The organism is Nocardia rosealba, assembly GCF_020216065.1.
Classification (GTDB): Bacteria; Actinomycetota; Actinomycetes; order Mycobacteriales; family Mycobacteriaceae; genus Nocardia; species Nocardia rosealba.
The window spans coordinates 126,121-152,302 of sequence record NZ_JAIWNA010000006.1; the positions used below are offsets into that span (position 1 = coordinate 126,121).

Genomic DNA, 26,182 nt, shown 5'->3' on the forward strand with positions numbered 1-26,182 from the left:
CATTTTCGTCAGGCTCGGACCTCGAGAACGTCGTTCAGCGTGACCAGCGACAGGTTGCGCTCGCGGATGATGTCGACGAGTTGCCCGTAGCAGTGGGTGACCGGCGGGAAGTTGGCGTGGCCGATGATGATGGTCTGCGCGGCGAAGTACTTTCGGGCGCACTCCATCAGGTACTCCTCGGTGATGAGACCCGAGTCGGACAGGGAGCCGTACCACATGGTCGGCACGGTGTAGCCGAGGTCGGCGGCGATCTTGTCGACCGTGGCGTTGTGATAGCCGAAGGGCGGACGGTAGTACGGGGTGCCGTCGACACCGAAGTTGTTGTGCAGGAATGTTTTCGTGCGGCTCAGCTGGTCGACGACCCCGTCGGCGCCGATCTTGGTGAGTGCCTCGTGGCTCCAGGTGTGGTTGCCCAGCTGGATCTGACCGGAGTCGACCAGCGGGCGCAGGGCATCGCGGTGGATGGTCCAGGCCTCGAACGAACCGGTGACGAAGAAGGTGAAGCGGGCGCCGGTGTCCTCGGCCCACTTGATGTAGGCGCCGACCACCTCCGGGCTCGCGCCGTCGTCGACGGTGAGGGCCATGCTGGTGCCCTGGCCTGGCAGGGCGGTGATGGTCTCGGCGCCGATGATCGACTTCGGACCGGCGGGCGGCGGGGGCAGTGCCGGTCGCGGCGGCGCCGGTGCGGGCGGCGGTGGGACAGGCACGACCGCCTCGCCCACGGGCGCGGTCTCGCCGCCCGCACTCGCACAACCGGCCAGTGCCCCGACCGTCCCCGCGGCGAGCAAGGTCAGCATTCGACGTCTGTCCATCCACTCCTCCTCGAGACCACATCGGCACAGCTCAGCGGACCGTAACCCGAGATTCCCTCGAGCAGAAGAACCAGGGAGCACATTTGGACGAACACCCATGCTCAGCAGGCCTGTCCTGTTCTCGGCGCGCCTCCGACTCTGGACTGACCGGAGGGCGCGACGAAGGAGTGCCCGGAGGGAGGGAAGAGGCGGAGTCGAGCGCCGAGAACCGCGGCGCCAGCCGCCAATGTTTCAGCGCGGGCGAAGAACGATCTCCGTCGGATGCGCGTCGCGCGGAGTGTCGACGGCGTTTCGTACCGCCCGCGCCACCGTCTCGGCGGTCAGGAATTCCTCCGGACGGTACTCACGCCCTTCATCGGCCACGATCGCCTGCTGCATATCCGTATCGATGCGCCCGGGAAACACCGAGGTGACGCGCAACTGCGGCTCCTCCAGACGCAACGCGTCCGCGAAGGCCCGCAACCCGAACTTGCTCGCCGCGTACGAACCCCACCCCGCGTTGGCCCGCAGGCCCGCACCCGAATTGATCAGCACCACATGCCCGTTCGCGGCGCGCAGCGCGGGAAGCAGCAGCCTGGTGAGTTCGGCGACGGCGATCAGATTCACCTCGAGGGTGTTTCGCCACTGGTCGAGCGAGGTTTCGGCGACGGTGCCGAGGTCGGCGATGCCCGCGTTGTGCACGAGCACGTCGAGCCGCTCGATGCGCGCGGCGGCCTCGGCGACAGCCGGATAGTCGGTGAGCGGCACCGGCCAACCGGTCGCGCCCGGCAGCTCGTCCAGGATCGACGTGAGCGCGTCGGCGGAGCGGGCGCCGAGCAGCAGATCGTAGGTCGGCGCGAGCTCGCGGGCGATGGCGGCGCCGAGGCCGCGGCTCGCGCCGGTGATGAGGGCAATCGGGGCGGGAGTACTTGTCACCGTCATAGGCCCCACGCTAATCCGGCGCGTCGACGCCGACACCTGTGCGTTCCTCGGGCGGATGTCGGCGTGCACTAGTACCGTCGCACTATGACCGATCCCCGGTACAACTACGGACCCTCGGACCCGCAGTATCCGCAGCAGCAGGGCCAGCCGCACTACGGCCAGGGCCAGTACGCCCCGCAGCCGGGCGAACCCCAGGAGCCCAAGGTCAATGTGGGCAAGCTGTGGGCGGGCGGCATCGGGACGGCCGTCGTCGCCGCGCTGCTCGCGGTCGTCGCGATCATGCTCGTGCGCGGTGTGCTCGGCATCGCGATCCTCTCCCCGGAGGGTGCCGGCGCCTACGGCACCGTCTCCACCACGTCGTATGCCGTCGCCGCCGCCGGTGCCGCCCTGCTGGCCACCGCGCTGCTGATGGTGCTGCTGCTGGCGATGCCGAGTCCGATGACGTTCTTCACCTGGATCTGCCTGTTGCTCACGGCCGTGGCGGTGATCCTGCCGTTCACCTTCGTCGCCGATATCGAGGCCAAGATCGCGACCGCGGTCATCAACCTGGTGCTCGGGTTGTGCATCACCACCATGCTCAGTTCGGTCGGCACGGCGTCGCAGAATGTCACCCGCGAGACCGGGTACTGATCGTCACAGTCATGTCGGGATGCCATCGGTGCTGCTCCGCCGCAGAATAGGGAGATGACCGACCCGGGTTTCACCCCCACGCAGCTCGCGGCACGCGCCGCCTACCTTCTGCGCGGCAACGACCTGGGCACCATGACCAGTGCCGCGCCGCGCCTGTATCCGCACATGTGGAGCTGGGACGCGGCCTTCGTCGCGGTCGGGCTCGCGCCGTTGAGCGTGGAGCGGGCGGTCGTCGAACTCGACACGCTGCTGTCGGCGCAGTGGAAGAACGGGATGATCCCGCACATCGTGTTCGCCAACGGTGTCGACGGGTATTTCCCCGGGCCCGCGCGTTGGGAGTGCCGCAGGCTGGCCGCCAACGCCCCGGAGGGGCCCGACACCTCCGGCATCACCCAGCCACCGGTGCACGCCATCGCCGTGCAGCGCATTCTCGACCATTCGCGCAGGCACGGGCGTTCCACGCGGGCGGTGGCGCAGGAGTTCCTGAATCGGCGGTGGCCGGATCTGGTGCGCTGGCACCGGTGGCTCGCCCATGCGCGCGACCCCAAGGAAAATGGCCGGATCACGCTGTACCACGGGTGGGAATCCGGCATGGACAACTCGCCGCGCTGGGACCGCGCCTACGCCAATGTCGTTCCCGGCGTGGATCTTCCGCCGTATCGCCGGGCCGACACCGTCGTCATCTCCGACCCGACCCAACGTCCGAGCGATCGTGAGTACGACCGGTACCTGTGGTTGGTCGAACAGATGCGGCGCGCCAACTACGACGACTTCCAGCTCACCTCGGTGATGAGTTTCGCCGTGGAGGACGTGTTCGTCTCCGCGATCTTCGCGCTGGCCTGCGAGGTGCTCGCCGATATCGGCGAGGAGTACAAGCAGCCGCATGCCGACGTGCGGGAACTGCACGGCTGGGCGGCGCGCTTCCGCAAGGGTGTGGCGGCCACGGCCGATGAACGGACCGGTGCCGCAAAGGATTACGACGTGCGGTTGGGCCGGTGGATCAGTACCGAGACGCTGGCCATGTTCGCGCCGCTGATCTCGGGCGGCCTGTCCCGGCCCGCCGAACGCGCCCTGCTCAACACCTTCGAGGGCCCACGATTCTGCGGCCACCCCGACCTGCGCTACGCCCTCCCGCCCTCGACTTCCCCTGTCGCCAAGGATTTCCGGCCCCGGGAATACTGGCGCGGCCCCGTCTGGCCGGTCATGAGCTGGCTGTTCTCGTGGGCCTTCGCCCGCCGAGGTTGGGCCGAACGCTCCTACCTTCTGCGCGCCGAGGGTCTGCGCCAAGCCGCCGACGGCAGCTTCGCCGAGTACTACGAACCTTTCACCGGCGCCCCGTTGGGCAGCATGCAACAGTCCTGGACGGCCGCCTCGGTCCTCGACTGGCTGGGCTAGCTCCCGAGCTCCACCGTGATGCCGAGTTCGCGGGCCAGCGTGGCGGCGAGCGTTTCGAGGTCGCCGCCCTGAATCGTCGCGCCACGCAACGCGGTGACCCCGTAGATGCCGGTGAGATCGCACTCTTCGAAACGGAGATCCTGCTGGATGCGGGCTCCGGTGAACCGCGCACCCGCGAGATTGCAGCGTTCGAAGCGCACATTGCGGAAGTCGGTGCGCTGGAAGTCGGCCTGGCGCAGATCGCAATCCCGGAAAACGACCTTGCTCAAACGGGATTCGGCGAACGAGGCCATGTCGGCCCGCGTCGACTCCACGAGCACGTCACGCAGAACCCCTGCGGTCCACGACAACCCGGTGATCCGGCCGTTGCCGACCACACTCTCGAACATCGAGGAATCATCGGCCTGCACATTCGCCAGATCGCACACCTGCAATTCCGATTCCGCGATGGTGGCCTGCCGCAACAAGGTCGGGAACCGCACACTCACGAACCGGCACCCCTCGGCACCGAACCCGTACACCTGCGCATCGGCGAAATCGACGTCCCGATACTCGACCCCGGAAACCTCACCTTCCCCGACCGGATCGTCATCAGGCGAAACCGCGGCCCGCAACTCCCCCAGCACCGCCACCCCTGGCTCGAACCGCACCCGCCTACCCACCTTCACACCACTCCCATCGCCGCCGTGCGCCCCAACATACGTCCACCCACCGACGAGTCCTGATCCGGCGGCGAGGACATGACAAAGCCGCTACCCGCCCAGTCGGGTAGCGGCTTCGTCAGCAGATCGGGTGTCGGCGCGGGTTAGACGCCGATGCGACCGCCGTTCTTCTTCCAGACCACCGCGACCGACGGGCGGGGTTGGGTGGTGCCGCCGTCGGGCCAGTTCGACAGGGGCTTGTCGACCGTGGCGTCGTCGGACTCGCCGGGGTGCTGGACGGAGACGATGACCTGCTTCTCGGTGATGATCGGACCGCAGGTCTCGCCGCCGCGGGGGACGGTGAGGAACTGTTTGGTCTCACCGCGGTTGGGACCGTCGAGGACCACGGCGAACAGGCCGTCGTTGGACTTCAGGGCGTTGCCGTCGGTGGAGATCCACAGGTTGCCGTAGGGGTCGAAGGCCAGGTTGTCGGGGCAGGAGATGGGGCTGACCTTGGACTTGTCGAAACCGCTGAAGTAGGTGTCGGCGGCGGCGGGGTCACCGCAGACCAGCAGCAGGGTCCAGGTGAACTCGGTGCCGGTGTGATTGTCGGTGAGCTCGAGGACCTGACCGTTCTTGTTCAGCTTGCGCGGGTTGGCCTCGTCGGGACCCGGCTTGCCTTCCTCGCCGCGCTTGGTGTTGTTGGTCAGCGCCACGTACACCTTGCCGGTCTTCGGGTTGGTCTCGAAGTCCTCGGGGCGGTCCATCTTGGTCGCGCCGACCTTGTCACCGGCCAGGCGGGTGAACACGGCGACCTCTTCGGCCGACATGCCGTCGACGAACGACTTGCCCTTGCCGTCGGCGCCGGTCTCGAGCAGGCGGATCCACTCGCCCTTACCGGTGAATCCGCCGGTGGGGACCTTGCCGGAACCGTCGATCTCGGCGGCGTGGTCGCCGGTGAGCTTGGCGACGTAGAGGGTGCCCTCGTCGAGGATGGTCATGTTGTGGCGCATGCTCGACGCACCGACGCCCGGCTGCACCTTCTTGGCGGAGACGAACTTGTACATGTAGTCGAAGCGCTCGTCGTCACCGCTGTAGGCGACGACGCTGCCGTCGGCGGTGACGTGGATGGTCGCGGCCTCGTGCTTGAAGCGGCCGAGGGCGGTGTGCTTCACCGGCGCCGACGAGGCATCCCACGGATTCACCTCCACGACGTAACCGAAGCGGTTCACCTCGTTGAGTTCCTGGGTGAGATCGAAACGGGGATCGAAGTTCTCCCAGCGACGCTCCGACGCGCCACCCTCGATGCCGTAACGCTTCAGCTTCTTGGCGACATCGGCATCGGTCACCTTCTCGGCGTTGCCGAAGTACTGGTTGAAGTTCTCTTCACCGGAAAGCACGGTGCCCCACGGGGTTACCCCACCGGAGCAGTTGTTCAGGGTGCCGAGCACCTTGGTACCGGTCGGGTCGGCCTTGGTCTTCAGCAGCGCGCTCCCGGCGGCCGGACCACGCACCTCGAACTCGGTGGTCGCGGTGATGCGACGGTTGTACTTGCCGAACACCGGCTTCAGCTGACCCGAGCCGGCCTGCCCGTGTACCTCGACAACACTCAGGCCGTGCGAGGCGAGGGCGATCTCGAACTGCTCGCGGGTCGGCGCGTCCTTGTTGTAGCCGCGGAACATCATCGGCTCGGTGCTGTACTCGTGGCTCACGACCAGCACGTACTTGTCGACCTCGCCCTCGATGGGCAGCAGGCCGGCGAAGTCGCAGTTGTAGCCGAATTGCTTGGCGGCGGCGGCCGGAGTCTGCTTCTCGAAGTCGAAGGCGGGTGCGCCCTCGATCACCGCGTCACCCCAGCGGATCAGTACCGACTGCTCGTAGCCCTCGGGGACGACGACGGCGTCTTCCTTGTTCGGCGCGACGGGAGTGAAGCCGGTGCCGGTGCCGGGCGAGCCGGCCGAACCGGTGTCGGAGCTGTCGTCGCCACAGGCGGCGAGCACGCTCGCGGCGCCGACGGCGAGCACTGCCGCGGCGCCGCCCTTGATGAGTCCGCGACGGTTCAGCCGGGCGACGATGTCACCGAAGTACTCGCCGTCGGAGGTGTTGGGGACCTCGTGGAAGCAGGCGTTGCCGCACTTGTATTCGCAGGTGATGGCCGAGCGTGACGACTGACCGTCGTGGGTGACGAAAAGGGCGAGCGGTTTCAGACTCACGGTTACTCCTGATTAGTGCGGTTTCCGGCACGGTAGGCAGCGCAGGCGAGCCGTCGGGAACGTGAAGGTGAACGCACGACCAAAACTCGGCGCGTGGGCAGCACGCGCCGAGTGGGTGGTGGGTCAGGCATTGATGGGCAGTGAGATCACCACCTCCTGTTCGTCACCGGGCAGGTAGTGGACGCCGATGATGCGTCCCACCTGCACCGATCCGATCGCGGTCGGCGGCAGGTACTTCTCGGCACCGGTCTGGAAGGTGGTGCCGTCGGGCCGGGTGACCACCAGTCCGAGCACCACCTCGGTGTACCCGCCCCGGATCCGGCCGGGCACATCCAGACTGCGGACCACCGCCTGGGCGGCGATGCCGCGTTCGGCGATGTCGAGCTTGTCCCGGGTGGTGATGCCCTTGCGGATGAGCGATTCGTTCATGGCGCGCTGGGCGGCGCCTGCATCGCCGGAGCGGTCGACCTCCACCTTGTCGGTGCGGCCGGGCAGGTATCGCACCGGCAGGACCACACCGGGTCGCAGCAGTGCCAGTTCGGTGAGCGGCACGATCATCTTCGCGTGGGAGTCGAAGGTCTTGCCGTCGGCGCCTTCGACCCGGAATTCGATCCGCACCTGCGGCTGGTCGTTGACCGACACCCCGGTCTGGCGGAACGAGGTGATGGTGCCGATACCGATCTCACCGCTGCGGAACTCCGAGCTGTTGTGACCGGTGAAGGCCTCGAAGATGCCGTCGCCGGTGAAGGCGAAGACCATCGGCACGATCGTCAGCGCGATGATGGGCAACGCCATCTGCGGGCCGACCCAGCCGAGCATGGTGCCGGTGAATTCGTCGGGGGTGTAGGTGAGGCCGTAGTAGAGGTAGTAGCCGATGGCCAGGATTCCGAAGGCGACCGCGGCCGCACGCAGCTTGGATTTCATGATTCTCCTCGGGATGGATGCGACCGGATCGCGATCAGGGGGTCAGGTCAGCCGACGATGGTGGAGCAGGCGAAGGTGATGTCGAACTTCACCGTCGACGGGCCCGCCAGCGGGTTGGTCATGTCGGGGGCGCCGACGCCCTCACCGGTGACGCGGAAAGTGTTGCCGTCCTTGGCGAGGGTGGCCGAGCCGCCGGGCTGGCCGTTGCCGTAGCCGACGGCGTACGGCATGCCGCTCGACCCGCCCTGGCTGCCCGCGATGGCGACGGCCTGCACCGTTTCGCCCTCCAGCGTCGCGCTCACCGACAGGCTGCCGTAGGTGGCGTTGGCCGTGTCGGTGAGGGCGAGTGCCAGTGTTCCGGCCTGCTTGGCGCAGGTGGTGTCGAACTTCGCGGTCAGTTCCTTGCCGTCGACGCTGGCGGTGGACCTGCCCGCGGCCGGCGCCGGGGCGGCGGTGCTGGACGGGGTGCTGGTGGAGCTGCCGGTGTCGCTGCAGCCGGTGACGAACAGGGCGGTCGCGGCGGAGGCGGCGGCGAGGGTGGCGATCAGCTTGGTGTTCATGGTGTTTCCGTTCTCTCTCGGTGTGAGCGGGTCGGTGAACCCGTTGCGAGAAAGGTAGAAATCGCGCGCCGCCTACCGATCCCAAGTTTTCCCTCGGACAGTCGGCTGACCTGCGGTTACCCTGGTCGAATGCGAAGACCCCGCGCCATGGTGCTCGACGAGGTGTGGCGCGGGCTCGACGGTGTCGACGCCTTGAGCGGACCACAGGGTGCGCCGTTGCGGCGCACCGTGAAACTGATCCTCGACCCGCTGGTGATCCGGCCGGTGCAGCATCCGCGGTGCGCGGGCAGCGTCCTCGACGCCGACGGCGTCACCTTGCTGACCTCCCTGGTACTCGCGCGTTCCGATGCGCTGCGGGCCTGCGCGAGCTGGTTCACCGTGCTCAAGCAGGCGCGGCGCGCCTTACGGATCACCGAGGGCAACGCGCAGGATCTGTACTTCCAGCGGTGCTTCGAACTGGCGACTCTGCACGGTGAACCGGGAGCGGATGCCCGCGAGCGTGCCGTCGCGGTGCTACGCGAGGTGCACGAGGGAACGGGCGGGCGCACGACGACGGCGCTGAAAAACCTGGTGACCGAACCGAACCGGCTCGCCGAACTGACATCGCTCATCGAGTCCGCTTGGCGCACACGGCCATTGGCGAGCTCTGGTGCGCGCGACCTCGCCTCCGCGCTGATCGAACTACTCGACGCGAGCACTCTGGCCCGCGAGGGTGACCCCGCCGACGCCGGCCCGCTGCTCGACGAGCTGATCGAGGACAAGGTCGGCACCCACCGAGGAATCGCCCTGTGGCGCCCGCATCCCAGGCACGGTGCCGACGACCTGGGCCTGACCCTGCACGAATGCCCACCACGCCCCGTTGTCGGCGCCACCGCATCGACCGCCACCCTCGCGCTCCCGTTCGACCGGAGCATCTACGAACGTGTCTTCACCGTTCTGCAGGGCAGCATCGACCGGACCGACCTGCCCGAACTGCCGACGTTGGTGAGCACCGAGGTGACCCGGAGCTGTTCGCCGTGGGGGTTGCTCGACGAATCTCTTCGGGTGACGGCGTCAGCGGGTTGTGAACTGGCGCTCGGACTTTCACCGTTGGGTGCGATGTCGGTAGCACCGAACCCGGTCGTGATGTCCGACGCTCGCGGTGAACGCGGGTCGCGGGCGCACGCGGTGGTGAACGCGCGATGGCGTCGGGAAGCATATGTCCTGCAAGCGCGGCGCTACTCGGTGCACCTCGGTGAGATAGCGAGCGGACCGCTGGACGTGGTCGCCGCTGAGCTGCGGATACCGTGGCGCCCGTATCTGCGCAGGTTGTGGGTGCGGTTGCACGGCCGGGACGTACGCGAGCTCGCGGTGTTCGATCCGGCCGAGCTGTGGGATCTGCTCGATGGGGTGGCGCGGTCGGTGATGCTCGATCATCGGACGCGGGTGAAACAGGCGCTCACCGTCGCGACTGTCGATATCGAAGAGGCGAGGGCCAGTTGATGATTCGGCTCAGCCGCTCCGAGGGGTTGGTGACCGTCGGTCCCGGCCCCTTGATCACCGATATCTCGGCACCGTTGGACGCGATGGTTCTCGAAGTTGTTGGTGGACATCTCAGTTGGAGCGTTCTCGACGATCGGCAGATGCCTGCCGCTGTGCTCGACGATGCGGATGCCGCGCAGGACTGGCTGTGGGCGATCTATGGGGAGAGCGTCGCGCTGGCGGTGGCTGACGGTGTCGACGGCGAGCTCGCCACCGAACCAGCGCGCGCGGATCTGGTGGTCGCTTTGCGGCGGCTGGCCTACGCGCACTGGGCTTCTCGATGGTGGCCCGCATCGACTGTCGACGGGATACCGGCCCTCGACCCAAACCTTCTGGACGAGGAAATTCGGCAGCTTTCCGAGAGGTGCGAGATGGTGCTCGCGGACTCGGAGCTCATAGGGATCGGCACGGGCGAGGACCTTGCCGACCTCACCTACCGGCGAGACGCGCCCGCCCAACAGTCCGCTCCACCCGCCCGGTCGACGCAGTCGGGTGACGACGCGACCGGCCCGATGGCCGAAGCGGGGCATGAATCAACCTCTCGCGCTGATGATTACGCGCTTGCCGCAGGCGGGACGCGGGCCGGCGACGGCCTTGTCATGACACGTGGAAGTGGTGATTGGGATTGGCGGCGATGCCCGCCGGGGCTGTTCGACGCAGGCGGGAATACGTTGTCCTGGAACGTTGTACGCAGTTCCGGTGGGTCCAAGGTGCGCGTCACGGTTGTTGCCGCACCGGACTGCCCACCGAATGTTCCCGAGCACCTGCGCCCTCGCGTCGGGCTCGGCTTCGACATCGGAACCGAGCTCTTCGTCACCATCGGGCTGAAGCTGCGGACAGACAGCTGGTCGGCCGAGATCCAGCTACCGGAGGGCGTCGAAACCTTCACCACTCTCTCGGTTTTCGTCCCCGGCGTCGGCCCGGAGAGCACCCACGACGAATCCGCTGAGCGTGCGCGCATCCGCGACTTCGTCCGCAGACGGCTCACCGGCCAGACCACCGACCCGCTGCTCACCGCCGAATCCGCAGCGGCCGAGTCCGACGAGGACTTCTGATGCGCGCAGGCACCGCCCGAACGACAAGGAGCCGATGCGATGGCAGCGACCGGTAGAACATCGGACGGCGACGACGACCAGCTCGCCGCGGGCTATGCGGCCTACCAGCGTGGTGACGTGCTCGGGGCGCTGGAGATCTTCGAACGCGCCGCGCAGGACGCACCGCCCCGATTGCGCAGCGCCGCGCTGATCAATGCGGCGAGCATGGCCGACGAGCTGGGCGAGCATCGACGGTCGGTGAGTCTGATGCGGACCGCGCTTGCCGTGATGCCGGCCGACGCGGCGCATCAACGACCGGCCGCACTGGTCAATCTGTCGCAGGCATACCAGCATCTGGGTGAACTCGATTCCGCCCAGGAGACGCTGGAAGAGGCCCGGCTGCTGCTCGCCGACGGCACCGACCAGGGCTTGTTGCCGGTGGCGTGCCTGCTCTCGCTGACGGCTGTCGCGCTGCACCGCCAGCAGTGGGCGCGGGCCAATGAGCTCGCCGCCGAGTCGCTCGACGTCACGCGCCGGCTGGCGCCCGAGCTGATCGGTCATCCGCTGATGAATCTGGCGGCCGCGTCGTTCGAGATCGGCCGACGTGAGCTGGCCGTCGACTTCGCGCAGCAGGCGCTGGCCGCGTTCGAGGCGGCGGGCGATGCCGCGGCCGTGGCCGAAACCCAGCAGAACCTGGCCATCATGTTCGTGCGGTCGGGCCGCTTCGGCGATGCCGAGGAGCCGTTGGCGGCCAGCCAGGGGTTCTTCGCGGGAGCCGAGCTGGAGCATCGCGCGGGTATCGGCGCGAAAACCTACGGCTACCTGGCCGAAGGCAGGGGTGACTTCGACACCGCGCGCGCCCGATATCGGCATGCGCTCGATTGTTTCGACAAGGCCGGTGCAGTGCTCGACGCGGCCGATGTGCGGTTGCGGCTGGCCACCGTCGCCGCCGCCGAGGACGACCTCGCCCTCGCGGAGGAACTGCTCGCGATGTCGTTCGAGGTCTACGCCGAACACGGTCTCGGAATGCACTGCGCGCAGCTCGATTACTGGCACGCCGAATTGTTGCACCGGAGGATCGAGTCCGACGCTCAGCCCGATCCGGCCACACTGTCGCGCGCGCTCACCCTCGCGGTCCCTGCCGCGCTGGCCATCGATGCGGTCCGCCACACCCTGCCCAACGGGAACCAGCGCGAACACTGGCACCGCACGGTCGCCGAACCCGCCATGCGCCTGGCCTTTCAGTGCGCGGCCCGCACCGGGGACGGGCAATTGGTTGCAGACCTGGTCGACAGCCGTTGCGCGGGAACAGCTCTCGATGTCGGGCTCCTGGCCGAACCGCCCTCGGCCACTCTCGAATTCGAGCTGCTCGACCCGCCCCCACCCGACGACGCGACCCCAGCCCTTCACCTCGGCACCGCCCTCGCCGACGTAGCCGCAGCAGCAGGAATCCCCGTGGCCCCACCGCCCCGCCTTTCCGATAACGGTCGACTCCTTCTGTCCGACTACATTTCCCACGCCGAGCAGCGGTACGGCCGGCTGATCCGCGACGAACGGGTGATCGCCCTGTGACCGCCGCACTCCCGAGCGCAACGAGCCGGCGCCCGCTCCCCCGCAAGCAACCAGCCGGCGCCCGGCAATCGGCAAGCCGGCGAGTGCCTGCGCGCCACGAGTCTGTGTCTGCGGCTGTCGACCCCCGAGAGCAATGAGTGAGTGACCGTGAGCATTGAACAGCCGACCACGCTGATCCGGATGGCCGATGCCGGCGACGTCTACGTTTCCTGGAGGTGGGTCGGCGACACTTCGGCGCGCGGGGTGGCGATGCTGCCGCGTGATGATGTGCGTGCGGTGTTGCGACAGCTGGCCGCAGCTGTGCCTGATCCCAGCCGCCCGGACGAGTTGAGCCGGGTGATGACCGAGGGCGCACTGGTCGATCCCGAGGCGGAAAACGCACTGGCGCAGGCATTGTCGCGGGCACTGCTCCCATACGGGCTGGCGGTGCAACTGTACGAACTGTCGCAGCGGGGCACTCGACCGCATCTGCGGATTCAGCCGTCGCCTCGGCTCGCCCAGGTTCCGTGGGAGATCATCGCGCCCGATCCGGCGATCCGGCTCCTCGATATCGCCGATGTGAGCCTGCTGGCGCCGGTGTCGGTGGTTCGGGCACCGGATCGAATGGTGCGGCGCTGGAGTGAGACCCGGGACCTGCCGGTGGTGGCGGTGCTGGATCCGCGAGTTCCCGGTTTCCGCGCGGACTCCGAGCTCGGGTCGGTGCTCGGCCGCCCGAGTGCGGATTCCGTTGTGGCGCAACATTTCAGTACCTACGGTGACCGCGTCGTGCCGACGGTCGCCGATACGGTGGAACTGTTCCGTCGCACCGATCTGGACCGCGACTGGCTGTCCGACACACTCCGCGCGGGCGCGAGCCGCCTGATCTACGTCGGCCATGTCACCGCACCCGCACCGGAGTCCGGGGAAAGCGAGCACGCGCAACTGCACCTGGCGTGCACCACGGACACTCGTGGCTTCGCGGCGCCGACCCGCTCCCACCGCCCGCTGTCGGCCAAGGACCTGCTGCTCGGCACCTACACCCTCGACCCCACCCCGGTCCCCGGCCGCGACCTGTGGCCGATGCCGAGCCGGGTAGCGCTCATCGCCTGCGAAAGCGGTGGCGACCAGCGCTTCACCGAAGCCCTCGGCCTGACAACCGCAGCGCTGTCGGCAGGCGCCGAACTAGTCACCGCCACCCGCTGGCCGCTGCCCACCGACCACGCCTTCCACACCCTCACCGCGACGACCGGCTACCCGCTGCAAGCCGCCATCCGCGCCGTCGACACCGCCCACGACTCCCCCACCCCGGTATCGACCCTCCTGAACTGGCAACGAACCCAGCTCGCAGCATGGCAAACCACCCCGACCCCCGAGAACTCCCCGCTCCTCTGGTCGGCCTTCGCCACTGTCACCGATTGACCAGCTTGCCTGGTCGGCGGTGCAACCACCGCGACCGCTCAACCGGCGATCCCGACCGCAACCCCGGTCTCGGCCGCGACGGCGATGTCTCGGTTCAGCCGCCCTCGCTTTCAGCGACATCCTCGAAGACCCGCAGTGGCTGCGGCCGGCGGCACCACAGCGGGCCGGGGCGGTCAGTGGTCGTCGTAGTGCCCGTCGTGGGGTGCGTGGCGGTGGCCGTCGTGGATGTAGTCGACGTGGTCGTTGTGTGGGACGGCGACGTGCCCACAGCCGGGGCCGTGGACGTGGTCGTGGTTGGAGCAGGCGACGTGTGACGAGGGTTCGCACTCGTCGAAGTGGCCCTCGTGTTCGCGGTGCAAATGCCCGTCGTGGACGTAGTCGACGTGGTCCTGGTGGGGGACGGCGACGTGCCCACAGGTGGGGCCGTGGACGTGGGTGTGCTGCGGATGTTCGGCGTGCGCGGTGGTCATCTGCTCTCCTCCGGGTCGAATCGAGCTTGCAACTCTCCCGACATTAGCAGTTGCGCATACGTTGCTGCGAGCCCTTCGTGCTGGTCAGAGGACCTGATCGAGGAAGCGGCGCAGACGCGGGGTCTTGGCATCGTCGAACAGTTCGCCGGGCGCGCCGGTCTCCACGACCTGGCCCTGATCCATGAACACCACGCTGTCGGAGACGCTGCGCGCGAACCCCATCTCGTGGGTCACCACGATCATCGACATGCCGCCGGCGGCGAGGTCGGCCATGAGCGCGAGCACGCCCTTCACCAGCTCGGGGTCGAGCGCGGAGGTGGCCTCGTCGAAGAACATCAGTTCCGGTTTCATGGCGAGGGCGCGGGCGATGGCGACGCGCTGCTGCTGACCACCCGACAGCGAACCTGGTCGCGCGTCGGCCTTGTCGGCAAGGCCGACGATCTCGAGCTGCTCCACCGCGAGCGCCCGTGCCTGCTCGGTCGAGAGCCCGCGCAGTTTGCGCGGTCCGAGGGCGATATTGTCGGCGACCGTTTTGTGCGGGAACAGGTTGAACTGCTGGAACACCATGCCGATGCGCTGACGCAACCGGTCGGGGTTCTCGCGCAGCACCGATTCGCCGTCGAGCAGGATGTCGCCGGAATCGGGTTCGTGCAGGCGGTTGAGCACCCGCAGCAGGGTCGACTTGCCGGAACCGGACGGCCCGATGACGGTGGTGGTCCGGCCCGCGTCGACGTGGATGTCGACGCCGCGCAGGATGTGATTGTTGCCCAGCGTCAGATGCAGGCCGGTACCGGTCAGGGATGCACTCATCGAGCTGTAACTCCTTCGCAAGCGCGGGCGGGCGTGGCGGTCATGCGCCCCGGCCTTCCGTGATGACGGCCTGTTCGAGCGGATCGACCGGGGGAACCGGTTTTCCGGTGCGCATCCGGCGGTCGATGTAGTTCACCAGGTGGGTGAGCGGGATGGTCAGCACCAGATACATCAGACCCGCCGCGACCAGCGGGGACAGGTTGCCGGTCTGGGCGTTGAGGTCGCGGCCGACCGCGAACAGCTCGCGCTGGGAAGCGAGCAACCCGAGGAAGTAGATGAGCGAGGAGTCCTTGATGAGGGCGATGAACTGGTTCATCAGCGCGGGCAGCACCCGGCGCACACCCTGCGGGATCACCACGAGAGTCATCGCCTGGCGGTACCCGAACCCGATCGCGCGGGCCGCTTCGAGCTGACCCGGCTCCACCGACTGGATACCGGACCGGAAGATCTCCCCGATGTAAGCCGCCGCCAGCAAGGCCAACGCCACCGCGCCGAGCCAGTACGGATTGCCGCCGGTGACATTACGAACCACCGGGCCGATACCGAGCCCGATCAGCAGGATGATGACCACGGCGGGCAGGCCGCGGAAAATATCGGTGTACACGCGGGCGGGCCAGCGCAACCAGCGGGTGCGCGAGATTCCCATCACCGCGAGCAGCATGCCGAGCACCGTGCCGAGGACACCCGAAACCACGGCCAGGATCAGCGTATTCGGCAGACCGGTCTTGATGAGGTCGGGGAAGGCCTTGGTGTACAGCGACCAGTCGAAGAAGGTGTCCTTCAACTGCTGGATGGTCGACTTCTGTTGCGCCACTTCGGCTTCGCCGGGGTCTTTGCTCGCGGCGATGGCGGCGAAGTCCGGAAGCTGCGGCGCCGGTGCGGCTTTGGAGCCCGGCTTCCAGCCCGGTGGCAGCTCGCGCGGCACCCAGTCGGCGTAGAGGCGCGCGTAGGTGCCGTCGGCGATCACCGCGTCCAAGCCCGCGTTGAGGGCGTCGATGAGCGGCTGGTTGTTCTTGGCCACCGCGTAGCCGACGAAGTTGTCGAGACTGAAGGTGTTCTCCGACACCACGATTCCGTCGCCGGGTTTGATCGCGCCCTCGGCCTGCGCCGACGGGGCGACCCAGGCGTCGACCTGGCCGGACTTCAGATTCGCGTACGCGGTGTTGTAGTCGGGGAACTTCACCGGGTCCAGGCGCAGCTGGTTCACCACGAACTCGTCCTGCACGGTGCCCTGCACCACGGCGATCCGCGAACCCGAGTTCAGATCACCGAAGCCCTTGACCGCCGAACCCTGCGGAACCACCAGCGAGAAATAGCCGAAGTCGTAGCCGTTGGTGAAGCCGACGAGTTCGCGCCTGGCATCGGTGGTGGTGATGTTGGACGAACCGACATCGAAGCGCTTGCCCGCCACCTGGGCGAGCAGCCCGGCGAACTCGGTGCCCGAGAACTCCACCTGCAGGCCCAGTTTCGCGCCGATCTCACGCAGCAGTTCGTTGTCGAAACCGGTGAAGGTGCCCTGCCCGTTCACACAGATGCTCGGCGGCGCGTCCGAGAGGGTGCCGACGCTGAGCTTGCCCGGGCTGAGCAGGCCGAGCTTGCTGGTGTCGATCGACTCGAGCGGCACCGTGGTCGGGGTCGTGTAGCGGTCGGTGCCCGCAGTCTCGGAGGAGGCGAGATTGGTCGGCGCCGCGGCCGCCGCGCTCTGGCCCGGAGGCGAGCACAGGTCACCCGTCGACGTCTCGCCACCGGAGCCACCGCATCCGGTCGCGGCCACGCCGACGAGGAGCAACAGCGCGGCAATCCGCGCCCGGGTTCGCACAGCACGCACACCTGCCATGCCGATAGACCCTAATGCCCGCCCGTGTCCCCACTCGCCACCCGCGCCTGGTGTGGTGCATCCGGGCAGGTCAAAGATTTTATGCGAGGCCTTCCAGTAATTCCGGGTTCACTTCGTCGCGCCACTCGATCGCGCGGCGCACCTCGGCGAGGTCGTAGTCGGGACCGGAGACGCCGATGGTGAACAGGCTCACACCCGCCGCGCGCAACTGTTCGGCCTGCGCCCGGCCCTGCCACTGCACCGACCGTTCGATGCGGCTCTCGTCGGTGCCGACGGCGGCGGCGTGCTCGGCCAGGATCTTGTTCTTGTGCGCCAGCGTCTCCACGTCGACGAAGGAATGCCAGATGTCGGCGTACTCGGCGACCAGGCGCAGCGTTTTGCGCTCGCCGCCGCCACCGATGAGGATCGGGATGTCGCGCACCGGCGGCGGACTAAGCACGCGCAGGCGGGCGGTGAGCCGGGACATGTTGTCCTTCAACAGGTTCAGCCTGCTACCGGCCGTACCGAATTCGTACCCGTACTCGGTGTAGTCGCGCTGGAACCAGCCCGCACCGATGCCGAGAATCAACCGGCCGCCGCTGATCCGGTCGACCGTGCGCGCCATATCGGCGAGCAGATCGGGATTGCGATAGCCGCCGCCGGTGACCAGCGCACCGAACTCGACCCGCTCGGTCTGCTCGGCCCACGCGCCGAGCATGGTCCAGCATTCGAAATGCGCGCCCGCCGGATCACCGGTGAGCGGATAGAAATGGTCCCAGTTGAAGACGATGTCCACCCCGGCGTCCTCGGCCCGCAACACCGCATCACGAATCAGCCCGTAATCCGGTGCGTGCTGGGGCTGAAGCTGGACTCCGATACGAACTGGACGACTCATACCGCGCTCCTCGGTACTCGGTGGGCTCCGGGACCGAGGCTACCGCAGCACGTCCGGAGCACCGGGCCGCTACGATCCGAGCCGACCCTGTTCTCGGATCGTCCGGCACGTTCCTGCCGGGATGGGAAGAATGATCTACGCATGGCTACCGTGACCTTCGAAGGCGCCACCCGGCTCTACCCCGGTGCGGGCAAACCCGCCGTCGACGCCCTCGACCTCGAAATCGCCGACGGCGAATTCCTCGTCCTCGTCGGCCCCTCCGGCTGTGGCAAGTCGACCTCGCTGCGCATGCTCGCCGGCCTCGAGGAGGTCAACGGCGGGCGCATCCTCATCGGCGACAACGATGTGACCCACGCCGAACCCAAGGATCGCGACATCGCGATGGTGTTCCAGAACTACGCGCTCTACCCGCACATGTCGGTCGCGGAGAACATGGGTTTCGCGCTGAAGCTGGCCAAGGTGTCCAAGACCGAGCGCGACGAAAGGGTGCGCGCGGCAGCCGAATTGCTCGACCTCACCGAATACCTGGACCGCAAGCCCAAGGCACTCTCGGGTGGTCAGCGCCAGCGCGTGGCGATGGGGCGCGCGATCGTGCGGCAGCCGCAGGTGTTCCTGATGGACGAGCCGCTGTCGAACCTCGACGCCAAGCTGCGCGTGCAGACCCGCACCCAGATCGCCCAGTTGCAGCGGCGGCTCGGGACGACGACGGTGTACGTCACCCACGACCAGGTCGAGGCCATGACCATGGGCGACCGCGTCGCCGTGCTCAAGGACGGCCTGCTGCAGCAGTGCGCGTCGCCGCGCGACCTGTACCGGGACCCTGCGAATGTTTTCGTGGCCGGGTTCATGGGCTCGCCCGCGATGAATCTGTTCACCCTGCCAGTCACCGACGGCACCGTCACCATCGGTGGCTACCCCGTCCCGGTACCGCGCGCGGTGGCCGACGCGGGCGAGGGTTCGGTGGTCCTCGGCATCCGTCCCGAGCATCTCGAGGTCGGCGGTCAGGGGATGCAGATGGAGGTGGACGTGGTGGAGGAACTGGGTTCCGACGCCTACGTCTACGGCCGGGCACTGTCCACCGGTGCGAGCGGCACGTCCGGGGAAACCCTTGTGGCGCGGGTGGATTGGCGTAACCCACCGGCCAAGGGCGAGCGGCTTTCGCTGTCCACCGATCCGGCGAACCTCTACTTCTTCAGCACGGAGAACGGTCAGCGGCTGCGCTGATCGGCCGGACATGCCGACCGCATCATCGGTGCGGTCGGCTTCCGTCGTCGTACCGATCAGGCACCGGTGCCCTCCGGTCGGCGGCCCGCCTTCTTGCGGGCACGCAGGTAGTCCGGGTTGACGCGAATGGTGAGCTGTTCGAGTTCGACCGGTTCGCCGGTGGGTGTGGTGAGCCGCGCACGGACCGGTTCGCCGGTTTCGGTATCGACGCGCAGTAGCGGCGCCGGGCCCGGCTGGAGGTAGGTGTCGCCCCACTGCCACAGCGCCACGACCGCCGGGAGTAGGTCCCTGCCCATCTGGGTGAGGACGTACTCGTGCCGGGTGCGCTTGCCTTCTTCCTGGTAGGGGTGCTTTTCCAGGATGCCCGCCGCGGTGAGTTTGCGGAGCTGGCTCGCCGCCGCCGCGTCGGTGATGCCGACGCGGCGGGCGAAGCCGTCGAAGCGGGTGGTGCCGTAGTAGGCCTCGCGCAGGATGAGGACGGCCGAGCGGGTGCCGATGAGCTCCATGGCTCTGGCGATCGAACAGCCTTCGGTCTCCCACCTACTCAGATCGGCCAAGGGTCCTTCCATCACCGCTGCCATAGCCGTCATCATACGCCTCCCTGACTTGAGCAAATGATAGCTAGCGTCTAATCTGGCTATTGTCTGATATAGCCAGAGGGAAGAGGACTCCCATGCGAGACGCGGTCATCGTCGAAGCGGTACGCACCCCCATCGGCCGGGGCAAACCCGACGGCGCACTCCACGACGTCCATCCCGTCGACCTGCTCGCCCACAGCCTGCGCGCGGTGATCGAGCGCAGCGGCATCGACCCGGCGCTGGTCGACGACGTGATCGGCGGCATCGTCACCCAGGTCGGCGAGCAGGGCGTGAATATGACCCGGCGGGCCGCACTGGCCGCGGGGTACCCCGAGTCGGTGCCGGCGACCACCGTCGACCGGCAGTGCGGAAGCAGCCAGCAGGCCATCCACTTCGCCGCCCAAGGCGTCATCGCGGGCGCGTACGACATCGTCGTCGCGGCAGGCGTCGAGTCCATGGGGCGAGTCCCGATGGGCGCCAGTGCGGTCGGGGCCGCCGATCTGTCCGGGGTCGCCTTCGCGGAACGGTATCCGGAGGACCTGGTCCCGCAGGGCATCAGCGCCGAGCTCATCGCCGCCAAGTGGGGGCTGAGCCGCACCCAGCTCGACGAGTTCGCGCTGAACAGCCACGAAAAGGCCGCCCGCGCAACGAAAGATGGGCTCTTCGCCGACGAACTCGCCCCGCTGAACGGGTTGACCGCCGACGAGGGCATTCGCATCGGCTCCACCCTCGAAACGCTGGCGAAGCTGAAGCCCGCCTACTACGACCCGGCCATGGCGGCGCGCTTCCCGCAGATCGGCTGGGAGATCACCGCCGCCTCCGCCAGCCAGGTCAGTGACGGCAGTTCGGCCGTGCTCATCATGTCGGGCGAGCGGGCCGAGCAGCTCGGCCTGCGCCCGCTTGCCCGGCTGCACAGCTTCGCCGTCGCGGGCGACGACCCGTTGCTCATGCTCACCGCGGTGATCCCCGCGACCGAGAAGGTGCTGCGCCGGGCGGGCCTCGACCTGTCCGACATCGACCTGATCGAGATCAACGAGGCGTTCTCGCCCGTCGTCCTGGCCTGGGCGCAGGAAACCGGCGCCGACCACAGCAAGGTGAACGTCAACGGCGGTGCCATCGCCCTCGGTCACCCGCTCGGTGCCTCCGGGGCACGTCTGATGACCACCCTGGTACACGCCCTGCACCAGCGTGGCGCGCGTTATGGCTTGCAGACCATGTGCGAAGCGGGCGGGCTCGCCAACGCGACCATCATCGAAAGGTTGTGAATGCGGTCGCCGGCGGCGTCCACTCGGATGCCGCCGCCGACGGTCGTCCTCGGCTACGGCCGAGACCCGTCACCGGTGCGCCGTATCCGACCGCGCCCGTTTCTGCCGTCTGGCCTGCGACCCGACTTCTACGGTCCGGCGTACAAGTAGGCAGAGCAGGTCACCCTCTCCGACACTGCGCAACGCTTAGGGTGATGGCGTGGACTTCGAGACCTTTGTTTACGCGATTCCGCTGCGTACGCGGTTTCGGGGGATCACCGTGCGCGAGGGGATGCTGATTCGCGGGGAGAACGGGTGGGGAGAGTTCTGCGCGTTTCCCGAGTACGACGATCGGGAGGCGGCGGGGTGGTTGGCTACCGCTGTCGAGCAGGCGACGATCGGGTGGCCTGCGCCGGTGCGGGAGCGGGTGCCGGTGAACTGCATTGTGCCTGCCGTAGATCCCGAGCGTGCGGCGCGAATCGTCCGTGAATCCGGTTGTGCGACAGCGAAGGTTAAGGTCGCCGATCATCCTGATTCGTCGGCCGAAGATCTGGCGCGGGTGGCGGCGGTGCGGGCGGCGCTCGGGGATTCCGGCGCCGTCCGGGTCGACGCCAATGCGGCGTGGGATGTCGAGACAGCGGTGCGGCGAATTCGGGAACTTGATTCGGCGGCAGGCGGATTGGAGTACGTCGAGCAACCGTGCGGGAGCATCGAGGAACTCGCTGAGGTGCGGGCGCGGGTCTCGGTGCCGATCGCGGCCGACGAGTCGATCCGGCGGGCGGAGGACCCGTTGCGCGTTGCGGTGGCAGGCGCGGCGGATGTTGCGGTGCTCAAATGCACGCCGCTGGGTGGGGTGCGGCGGGCGCTCGCGGTTGCCGAGGCCGCCGGGCTGCCGACGGTGGTGTCGTCGGCACTGGAGACGAGTGTGGGGCTGGCAGCCCAGATCGCTCTGGCCGGGACGCTGCCGGAGCTCGAATTCGCCTGTGGGCTCGGCACTCTCGCGCTGTTCGAGGGCGATCTCGTTGCCGATTCGCTGCGACCGGTGGACGGGTGGTTGGCGGTGCCGACCAGTGCGCCGGAACCCGATCCCGCTGCGATGGATCGATACCGGCATCCGGATGCCGAGCGGGCCCAGTGGTGGATGCGGCGGTATGAACGGGTGCGCGCATTGCTCGAGGACGGTTCAGCTGCCGACCCCGGTCCGTAGGCGCCACTCCTAGACGCCTCGGCCACCGAGGGTAGCCATCGGCCCAATTTGGTTGCACACAACTTAATTGTGCGCTATGGTTTTTTCATGACCGACGGACTCACCCTCGACGAGCAGCTGTGCTTCCCGCTCTACGCGGCCTCGCGAGCGATGACGGCGGTCTACCGTCCGAAACTGGAACAACTAGGGCTCACCTACCCGCAGTACCTGGTGATGCTGGCACTGTGGGAACGCGACGGCCGCAGCGTCGGCGAGCTCGGCAGGGCGCTCGATCTGGACTCCGGCACTCTGTCACCGCTGCTCAAGCGGCTGGAAGCAACCGGGTTCGTGCAACGCAGGCGCGCGGCCGACGACGAACGCCGCGTCGACATCGTGCTCACCGATCACGGGCGGGCCGTGCGCGCCCGAGCTTGCGCCATTCCCACGGAAATGGCGCAAGCCGCGGGTCTGACCGGCGACGAAGCCGCGGCCCTTCGCACTCTGCTCCGCAAACTGACCGATTCCCTCATCGAGAAATGAGACTCCCCATGCAGGTTCTCTACACCGCTGAAGCCCTTGCCACCGGCGAAGGCCGTACCGGCTCCGCCCGCACCACCGACGGCAAGCTCGACGTGGTGCTCGCCCCGCCGAAGGAAATGGGCGGCGACGGCGCAGGGACCAACCCCGAGCAGCTGTTCGCGGCCGGCTACGCCGCGTGCTTCCACTCCGCGCTGCGCCTGGTCGGCAAGAAGGCAGGCGCGAATATCGCCGATTCCGCTGTGGGTGCGCAGGTTTCGATCGGCCCGAACGACAAGGGCGGCTTCCAGCTCGCCGTCACCCTCGAGGTCACCCTTCCCCACCTCACCCGCGAGGAAGCGCAGCAGCTGGCCGACCAGGCACATCAGGTGTGCCCGTACTCCAACGCGACCCGCGGCAATATCGACGTCGACGTCCAGGTCACCGAGGACTGATCGGCAACACCCGTCCAATCGAGGTCCCGGTGCGCCTGCACCGGGGCCTCGAGCCTTATCTACAAGCGGCCGTTGAGAATTCATTAGCCCCCTTCCCGCACGATCGACTCGTAGCCGAGAACGAAGGGGAAACAATGAGAACAGCAATTGCCGCCGCGATGATCGCCGCGTTCAGCGTGATGGGGGTCGGCGTGGCCGCCGCAGCGACACCAGACCCCGCGCAGTCGAGTTTCGTCGCTGCTCGGGGATCGCTCGGCGGTGGCGGGAGTGGCGGTTCGACGAGCGGTTCACCCTGCACGGACAGCAAGTCCTGCACCTCGACCGGTCCGCGCGGAAGCGGACAGGGCGGGCGCGGCAGCGCCCCGGGCAGCACCGGGGGCCGGTAATCGAGGCTTACCCGAAGCGGACTCCGCAACCGGCGAATGTCGCCCGGATCAGCAGAGCCGCCTCGGGACCGATCACGCCGTCGGCCAATTCCGCATAGCGAGTGCAGAATTCGGGTCCGTGCGACACTTCGTCGGGGGTCGGCGCCAAATGATGGGCGAGTTCGTGCAGAACAACCAGTTCCCGCAACGCCCATGCGGTGGCGCCGGTATGGAGTGGGACGGCGAGCACGGCAGCGGCACGTTCGTAATGTGCCGCGGCCGTGCCCGCCCGCGCACGGACCCGCACCGAAACCACCGCCCGATCCCATCGGGCTCGAACCCAATTCAGCGTAAGCACCTTGTCGACATAACTCTGCACCGATTCCACCGACGCGAATCGCCGCTCGACCGGCAAGGTCACCTGCGAACCATAGATATCGACAGTGCGATGCCCGAATTCCTCGGCGCGATCGAAGACACCACGCACCAACTGCTCGGCGTCGTATACCCGCGCCCGCTGCGTGTCGCGCCGCGGAGCCGGACGGGAAACATCGTCGCGATTCATCGTCCCGTGAGCTTGCCGCGAGCGGCAGGTAGTTCGGTGGAGGGGCCGAGGCGGGCGTTGCGGCCCGCCCGGTCGCCCGCTTGCCGGGCGGCGGCCGAGTGGCCGGTGGAGGTCTGCGGTCCTCGCCAGGTGCCGCGCGCTTCCGAGGTGGCGGTGTAGAAGTCGGTGAGGGCGAGTTCCTTGTCGCGCAGGGCGAGTGCGGTTCCGGTCGACTCGACCGCCGATTCCTCGGCGACCACCTCGGCCTTCACCTCGGCCAGTCGAGCGCCGATCCGCGCCGCGAACGCCATCTGGAAATTCAGTCGCGCCGTCACACCTGCGACCGGGGCCTGCACCCTGCGACGGACCGTGCGGCCGAACCGCTTCTCGGCGACCACCTTCACCACCGTGGCCTCGCGATACGCACCCGACTTGATGTAGTGATCCGAGGCCCGCACCATCTGCACCAGCAGACTCGCGTACAGCGCCTCGCAGGCGTCGATATCGGCTTCGAAACCGTAGGCGTAGACCTGCGTGGAGGTGCGCGCGACATCGCAGCGCACGTCGTTGGCCGTGGCGATGGCGACGAACAACTGCACGTAGGTGCGCAACCCCTTCCGCCCCGGCTCCCCGATCGGGATGATCCGCTGCACCGGGGTGGACCTGCGTTCGCGCCGCGCCACATGCGAGCGCGCGACCGCCAGATCGATCGACGACTTCGTCGCGAGCCGTTGTGCTGCCGCGAGAAAGGCCTCGGCCTCGTGTTCGTTGTCGGTGGCCTCGGCCTTGCGCAGCAAACCACCGATCCGGGAGAGCATCCGGTCCGGCCCCGCCGACGATGCAATGGTCACCCGATCGAGGGTAGGCCACCACACCGACACACTTCAGCACGCATAACCGCACTCCCCGCCACCACATCCCGACCTCGAGGAGGGATCGCCGCGCAGCGGCGGTTCGCGGCCGTCCCGACGATCAGGTGCCGTTGCGTAGGCGACGAAGGAGCAAGCAACGGTACCTGATCGTCGGGACCGGCGGGGCCGCGAACACGCGGCGCCCGCGCCGCCACAAATCCTGTATGTTTGCCCCTGCACCGACGCACTGTGCTGCTGCTCACTGTCTCGACCCTGGAGTGTCTGCGATGGCCTTGAAGTTTGTCCCCAGAGCGACGATGGCTGCTGCCTCGATTGCGTTGCTTACCGCATCGTTCGCCAGCGCCTGCTCGAGTGACAACGGCGGCAACGCCCTCGACCAGAACCTGACCGGGCGTGGGCCGATCACCTACGTCGAGGGTAAGGACGTCTCCGAGACCGGCATGGTCAAGCAGCTCATCGACCGCTGGAACGCCGCGCACCCGAACGAGCAGGTGACGTTCAAGGAGCAGTCGGCCGACGCCGACCAGCAGCGCGACGACATGGCCGAGCACTTCCGCTCCAAGCAGGACGGCTACGACGTGGTCGCCCTCGACGTGCCCTACACCGCGGAGTTCGCCGCCAAGGGCTGGATCCAGCCGCTCGAGGGCAGCTTCGCCATCGACACCGCGCCGCTGCTCGCGCCGACCGTCGCCAGCGCCACCTACAACGGCAAGCTGTACGCGGCACCGCGCAACACCAACGGCGGCCTGCTGTACTACCGCAAGGACCTGGTTCCCAACCCGCCGCGCACCTGGTCCGAGATGCTCGCCCAGTGCCAGATCGCGCGCGACAACAACATCGGCTGCTACGCCGGTCAGCTGTTCCCCTACGAGGGCCTGACCGTGAACACCTCCGAGGTCATCAACGCCTACGGCGGCAGCTTCGTCGGCGCCGACGGCAAAACCCCCACCGTGAACAGCCCCGAATCCAAAGAGGGGCTGAAGGTTCTGGTCGACGCCTACCAGCGCGGCGACATCCCCAAAGAGGCCATCAGCTTCAAGGAAGGCGAGAGCGCGAACGCGTTCGAGTCGGGCAAGCTGCTGTTCCTGCGCACCTGGCCGTACCTGTACGGCCAGGCCAACGGCGAGGGCTCGTCGGTGAAGGACCGCTTCGGCGTGGCACCGCTGCCCGGCAAGACCGATGTCGGCGCCTCGACCCTCGGCGGCTACAACGTCGCGATCAGCGCGTTCTCCAAGAACAAGGCCACCGCCGCCGACTTCGTTCGCTTCATGGTCAGCGAAGAGGCACAGCAGATCGTCGCCCAAGGCGCCTTCCCGCCGGTGCGTACCTCGCTCTACGACGACCCGGCCCTGATCGCGAAGATGCCGTACCTGCCCGCGTTGAAGGAGTCGATCGCCAACGCGGTGCCGCGACCGGTCTCGCCGTTCTACGAGGCGGTGTCAAAGGCCATCCAGGACAACGCATATGCTGCTCTGAACGGCACGAAGTCCGTCGACGACGCAGTCGCAGGCATGCAAAAGGGCATCGAGACCGCTGGTTCGTAGCGGTACGCGCAGCGGACCCGACCAGACCGTAGGAGAGTAGAA

The 26,182-nt window shown here is 67.8% G+C and carries 25 protein-coding genes; 12 read left to right on the forward strand and 13 right to left on the reverse strand.

Features of this window, described 5'->3' with window-relative positions; genetic code table 11:
- Positions 1-8 precede the first annotated feature (8 nt).
- Together LDL21_RS21810 and LDL21_RS21815 are read right to left on the reverse strand one after the other, a co-directional pair.
- Entirely contained in the window at positions 9-812 is an 804-nt protein-coding gene (locus tag LDL21_RS21810) for a polysaccharide deacetylase family protein (RefSeq protein WP_225281564.1), read from the reverse strand.
- Between the two features lie 231 nt (positions 813-1,043).
- The gene (locus tag LDL21_RS21815) at positions 1,044-1,733 is read right to left on the reverse strand and encodes an SDR family oxidoreductase (protein WP_225281565.1); all 690 of its coding nucleotides are present in this window, start codon (positions 1,731-1,733) and stop codon (positions 1,044-1,046) included.
- An 84-nt stretch (positions 1,734-1,817) separates the two neighbouring features.
- On the opposite strand from LDL21_RS21815, the gene LDL21_RS21820 reads away from it, so the two are divergent.
- Both LDL21_RS21820 and ggh read left to right on the forward strand, forming a co-directional pair.
- The gene (locus LDL21_RS21820) at positions 1,818-2,363 is read left to right on the forward strand and encodes a DUF6069 family protein (RefSeq protein ID WP_067497675.1); all 546 of its coding nucleotides are present in this window, start codon (positions 1,818-1,820) and stop codon (positions 2,361-2,363) included.
- Between the two features lie 54 nt (positions 2,364-2,417).
- Positions 2,418-3,758: a glucosylglycerate hydrolase gene (gene ggh, locus LDL21_RS21825; RefSeq protein ID WP_181699803.1), complete on the forward strand. Its 1,341-nt coding sequence runs from the start codon at positions 2,418-2,420 to the stop codon at positions 3,756-3,758.
- Here ggh and LDL21_RS21830 read toward each other — a convergent pair.
- The 4 genes from LDL21_RS21830 to LDL21_RS21845 form a co-directional block, all read right to left on the reverse strand.
- On the reverse strand, positions 3,755-4,408 hold the full coding sequence (locus LDL21_RS21830) for a pentapeptide repeat-containing protein (RefSeq protein WP_225281566.1): 654 nt from the start codon (positions 4,406-4,408) through the stop codon (positions 3,755-3,757). The genes ggh and LDL21_RS21830 overlap by 4 nt on opposite strands.
- A 155-nt stretch (positions 4,409-4,563) precedes the next feature.
- Complete coding sequence (locus LDL21_RS21835; RefSeq protein ID WP_225281567.1) at positions 4,564-6,612, reverse strand: PhoX family protein; 2,049 nt, start codon at positions 6,610-6,612, stop codon at positions 4,564-4,566.
- A 123-nt stretch (positions 6,613-6,735) separates the two neighbouring features.
- Positions 6,736-7,536, reverse strand: coding sequence for a hypothetical protein (locus tag LDL21_RS21840; RefSeq protein ID WP_225281568.1), 801 nt, complete (start codon positions 7,534-7,536; stop codon positions 6,736-6,738).
- A gap of 47 nt (positions 7,537-7,583) precedes the next feature.
- The gene (locus LDL21_RS21845) at positions 7,584-8,096 is read right to left on the reverse strand and encodes a lipoprotein LpqH (RefSeq protein WP_225281569.1); all 513 of its coding nucleotides are present in this window, start codon (positions 8,094-8,096) and stop codon (positions 7,584-7,586) included.
- 147 nt (positions 8,097-8,243) lie between these two features.
- Between LDL21_RS21845 and LDL21_RS21850 the strand changes: the two genes are divergently transcribed.
- The 4 genes from LDL21_RS21850 to LDL21_RS21865 all read left to right on the forward strand — a co-directional run bounded on the left by LDL21_RS21850 (position 8,244) and on the right by LDL21_RS21865 (position 13,621).
- A complete protein-coding gene (locus tag LDL21_RS21850; protein ID WP_225281719.1) occupies positions 8,244-9,578 on the forward strand; it encodes a hypothetical protein in 1,335 nt (444 codons plus the stop codon).
- Complete coding sequence (locus LDL21_RS21855; protein WP_225281570.1) at positions 9,578-10,672, forward strand: hypothetical protein; 1,095 nt, start codon at positions 9,578-9,580, stop codon at positions 10,670-10,672. The genes LDL21_RS21850 and LDL21_RS21855 overlap by 1 nt, the downstream gene beginning before the upstream one ends.
- Before the next feature lie 39 nt (positions 10,673-10,711).
- Positions 10,712-12,223, forward strand: coding sequence for a tetratricopeptide repeat protein (locus LDL21_RS21860; protein WP_225281571.1), 1,512 nt, complete (start codon positions 10,712-10,714; stop codon positions 12,221-12,223).
- Between the two features lie 180 nt (positions 12,224-12,403).
- Positions 12,404-13,621 carry a CHAT domain-containing protein gene (locus tag LDL21_RS21865; RefSeq protein ID WP_225281720.1) on the forward strand — a complete coding sequence of 406 codons (1,218 nt, stop codon included), beginning with the start codon at positions 12,404-12,406 and terminating at the stop codon, positions 13,619-13,621.
- Between the two features lie 173 nt (positions 13,622-13,794).
- Here the strand turns inward: LDL21_RS21865 and LDL21_RS21870 are convergent, their stop codons facing one another.
- From LDL21_RS21870 to LDL21_RS21885, 4 genes are all read right to left on the reverse strand, one after another.
- Positions 13,795-14,091 (reverse strand): hypothetical protein, encoded by a 297-nt coding sequence (locus tag LDL21_RS21870; protein ID WP_067497651.1) that lies wholly within the window; start codon positions 14,089-14,091, stop codon positions 13,795-13,797.
- 84 nt (positions 14,092-14,175) lie between these two features.
- Positions 14,176-14,901, reverse strand: a complete 726-nt coding sequence (locus LDL21_RS21875) for an amino acid ABC transporter ATP-binding protein (RefSeq protein ID WP_181699789.1) — start codon at positions 14,899-14,901, stop codon at positions 14,176-14,178.
- Positions 14,902-14,941: 40 nt separating this feature from the next.
- Positions 14,942-16,738 (reverse strand): ABC transporter substrate-binding protein/permease, encoded by a 1,797-nt coding sequence (locus tag LDL21_RS21880; RefSeq protein WP_181699787.1) that lies wholly within the window; start codon positions 16,736-16,738, stop codon positions 14,942-14,944.
- A gap of 79 nt (positions 16,739-16,817) precedes the next feature.
- Positions 16,818-17,612 carry an LLM class F420-dependent oxidoreductase gene (locus LDL21_RS21885; protein ID WP_067497643.1) on the reverse strand — a complete coding sequence of 265 codons (795 nt, stop codon included), beginning with the start codon at positions 17,610-17,612 and terminating at the stop codon, positions 16,818-16,820.
- A gap of 141 nt (positions 17,613-17,753) precedes the next feature.
- Between LDL21_RS21885 and LDL21_RS21890 the strand changes: the two genes are divergently transcribed.
- Positions 17,754-18,836, forward strand: coding sequence for an ABC transporter ATP-binding protein (locus LDL21_RS21890; RefSeq protein WP_225281572.1), 1,083 nt, complete (start codon positions 17,754-17,756; stop codon positions 18,834-18,836).
- A 56-nt stretch (positions 18,837-18,892) separates the two neighbouring features.
- Here the strand turns inward: LDL21_RS21890 and LDL21_RS21895 are convergent, their stop codons facing one another.
- Positions 18,893-19,417, reverse strand: coding sequence for a winged helix-turn-helix transcriptional regulator (locus LDL21_RS21895; protein ID WP_372462217.1), 525 nt, complete (start codon positions 19,415-19,417; stop codon positions 18,893-18,895).
- A gap of 92 nt (positions 19,418-19,509) precedes the next feature.
- Between LDL21_RS21895 and LDL21_RS21900 the strand changes: the two genes are divergently transcribed.
- The 4 genes from LDL21_RS21900 to LDL21_RS21915 all read left to right on the forward strand — a co-directional run bounded on the left by LDL21_RS21900 (position 19,510) and on the right by LDL21_RS21915 (position 22,815).
- Positions 19,510-20,679, forward strand: a complete 1,170-nt coding sequence (locus tag LDL21_RS21900) for a thiolase family protein (protein WP_225281574.1) — start codon at positions 19,510-19,512, stop codon at positions 20,677-20,679.
- Between the two features lie 199 nt (positions 20,680-20,878).
- Positions 20,879-21,865 (forward strand): o-succinylbenzoate synthase, encoded by a 987-nt coding sequence (locus LDL21_RS21905; protein ID WP_225281575.1) that lies wholly within the window; start codon positions 20,879-20,881, stop codon positions 21,863-21,865.
- A gap of 87 nt (positions 21,866-21,952) precedes the next feature.
- On the forward strand, positions 21,953-22,384 hold the full coding sequence (locus LDL21_RS21910; protein WP_181699777.1) for a MarR family winged helix-turn-helix transcriptional regulator: 432 nt from the start codon (positions 21,953-21,955) through the stop codon (positions 22,382-22,384).
- An 8-nt stretch (positions 22,385-22,392) separates the two neighbouring features.
- Complete coding sequence (locus LDL21_RS21915; RefSeq protein WP_181699774.1) at positions 22,393-22,815, forward strand: organic hydroperoxide resistance protein; 423 nt, start codon at positions 22,393-22,395, stop codon at positions 22,813-22,815.
- A gap of 393 nt (positions 22,816-23,208) precedes the next feature.
- On the opposite strand, the gene LDL21_RS21920 is transcribed toward LDL21_RS21915, so the two are convergent.
- Together LDL21_RS21920 and LDL21_RS21925 are read right to left on the reverse strand one after the other, a co-directional pair.
- The gene (locus LDL21_RS21920) at positions 23,209-23,745 is read right to left on the reverse strand and encodes a TIGR04338 family metallohydrolase (RefSeq protein WP_225281576.1); all 537 of its coding nucleotides are present in this window, start codon (positions 23,743-23,745) and stop codon (positions 23,209-23,211) included.
- Positions 23,742-24,542: a DUF2786 domain-containing protein gene (locus tag LDL21_RS21925; protein WP_225281721.1), complete on the reverse strand. Its 801-nt coding sequence runs from the start codon at positions 24,540-24,542 to the stop codon at positions 23,742-23,744. Before LDL21_RS21925 ends, LDL21_RS21920 begins: the two co-directional genes overlap by 4 nt.
- Positions 24,543-24,862: 320 nt before the next feature.
- Here LDL21_RS21925 and LDL21_RS21930 point away from each other — a divergent pair, with 320 nt between their 5' ends.
- Positions 24,863-26,140, forward strand: a complete 1,278-nt coding sequence (locus tag LDL21_RS21930; protein WP_181699767.1) for an ABC transporter substrate-binding protein — start codon at positions 24,863-24,865, stop codon at positions 26,138-26,140.
- The last annotated feature ends 42 nt before the right edge of the window (positions 26,141-26,182 follow it).

Excerpts from the sequence above, each read along its gene's own strand:
- LDL21_RS21845 (WP_225281569.1), bottom strand. The coding sequence starts at position 8,096 with ATGAACACCAAGCTGATCGCCACCCTCGCCGCCGCCTCCGCCGCGACC.
- LDL21_RS21880 (WP_181699787.1), bottom strand. The coding sequence starts at position 16,738 with ATGGCAGGTGTGCGTGCTGTGCGAACCCGGGCGCGGATTGCCGCGCTG.
- LDL21_RS21875 (WP_181699789.1), bottom strand. The coding sequence starts at position 14,901 with ATGAGTGCATCCCTGACCGGTACCGGCCTGCATCTGACGCTGGGCAAC.
- LDL21_RS21865 (WP_225281720.1), top strand. The coding sequence starts at position 12,404 with ATGGCCGATGCCGGCGACGTCTACGTTTCCTGGAGGTGGGTCGGCGAC.
- LDL21_RS21890 (WP_225281572.1), top strand. The coding sequence starts at position 17,754 with ATGGCTACCGTGACCTTCGAAGGCGCCACCCGGCTCTACCCCGGTGCG.
- LDL21_RS21900 (WP_225281574.1), top strand. The coding sequence starts at position 19,510 with ATGCGAGACGCGGTCATCGTCGAAGCGGTACGCACCCCCATCGGCCGG.
- LDL21_RS21820 (WP_067497675.1), top strand. The coding sequence starts at position 1,818 with ATGACCGATCCCCGGTACAACTACGGACCCTCGGACCCGCAGTATCCG.
- LDL21_RS21895 (WP_372462217.1), bottom strand. The coding sequence starts at position 19,417 with ATGGCAGCGGTGATGGAAGGACCCTTGGCCGATCTGAGTAGGTGGGAG.
- ggh (WP_181699803.1), top strand. The coding sequence starts at position 2,418 with ATGACCGACCCGGGTTTCACCCCCACGCAGCTCGCGGCACGCGCCGCC.
- LDL21_RS21810 (WP_225281564.1), bottom strand. The coding sequence starts at position 812 with ATGGACAGACGTCGAATGCTGACCTTGCTCGCCGCGGGGACGGTCGGG.
- LDL21_RS21885 (WP_067497643.1), bottom strand. The coding sequence starts at position 17,612 with ATGAGTCGTCCAGTTCGTATCGGAGTCCAGCTTCAGCCCCAGCACGCA.
- LDL21_RS21915 (WP_181699774.1), top strand. The coding sequence starts at position 22,393 with ATGCAGGTTCTCTACACCGCTGAAGCCCTTGCCACCGGCGAAGGCCGT.
- LDL21_RS21925 (WP_225281721.1), bottom strand. The coding sequence starts at position 24,542 with ATGCTCTCCCGGATCGGTGGTTTGCTGCGCAAGGCCGAGGCCACCGAC.
- LDL21_RS21910 (WP_181699777.1), top strand. The coding sequence starts at position 21,953 with ATGACCGACGGACTCACCCTCGACGAGCAGCTGTGCTTCCCGCTCTAC.
- LDL21_RS21930 (WP_181699767.1), top strand. The coding sequence starts at position 24,863 with ATGGCCTTGAAGTTTGTCCCCAGAGCGACGATGGCTGCTGCCTCGATT.
- LDL21_RS21850 (WP_225281719.1), top strand. The coding sequence starts at position 8,244 with ATGGTGCTCGACGAGGTGTGGCGCGGGCTCGACGGTGTCGACGCCTTG.
- LDL21_RS21815 (WP_225281565.1), bottom strand. The coding sequence starts at position 1,733 with ATGACGGTGACAAGTACTCCCGCCCCGATTGCCCTCATCACCGGCGCG.
- LDL21_RS21840 (WP_225281568.1), bottom strand. The coding sequence starts at position 7,536 with ATGAAATCCAAGCTGCGTGCGGCCGCGGTCGCCTTCGGAATCCTGGCC.
- LDL21_RS21855 (WP_225281570.1), top strand. The coding sequence starts at position 9,578 with ATGATTCGGCTCAGCCGCTCCGAGGGGTTGGTGACCGTCGGTCCCGGC.
- LDL21_RS21860 (WP_225281571.1), top strand. The coding sequence starts at position 10,712 with ATGGCAGCGACCGGTAGAACATCGGACGGCGACGACGACCAGCTCGCC.
- LDL21_RS21870 (WP_067497651.1), bottom strand. The coding sequence starts at position 14,091 with ATGACCACCGCGCACGCCGAACATCCGCAGCACACCCACGTCCACGGC.
- LDL21_RS21920 (WP_225281576.1), bottom strand. The coding sequence starts at position 23,745 with ATGAATCGCGACGATGTTTCCCGTCCGGCTCCGCGGCGCGACACGCAG.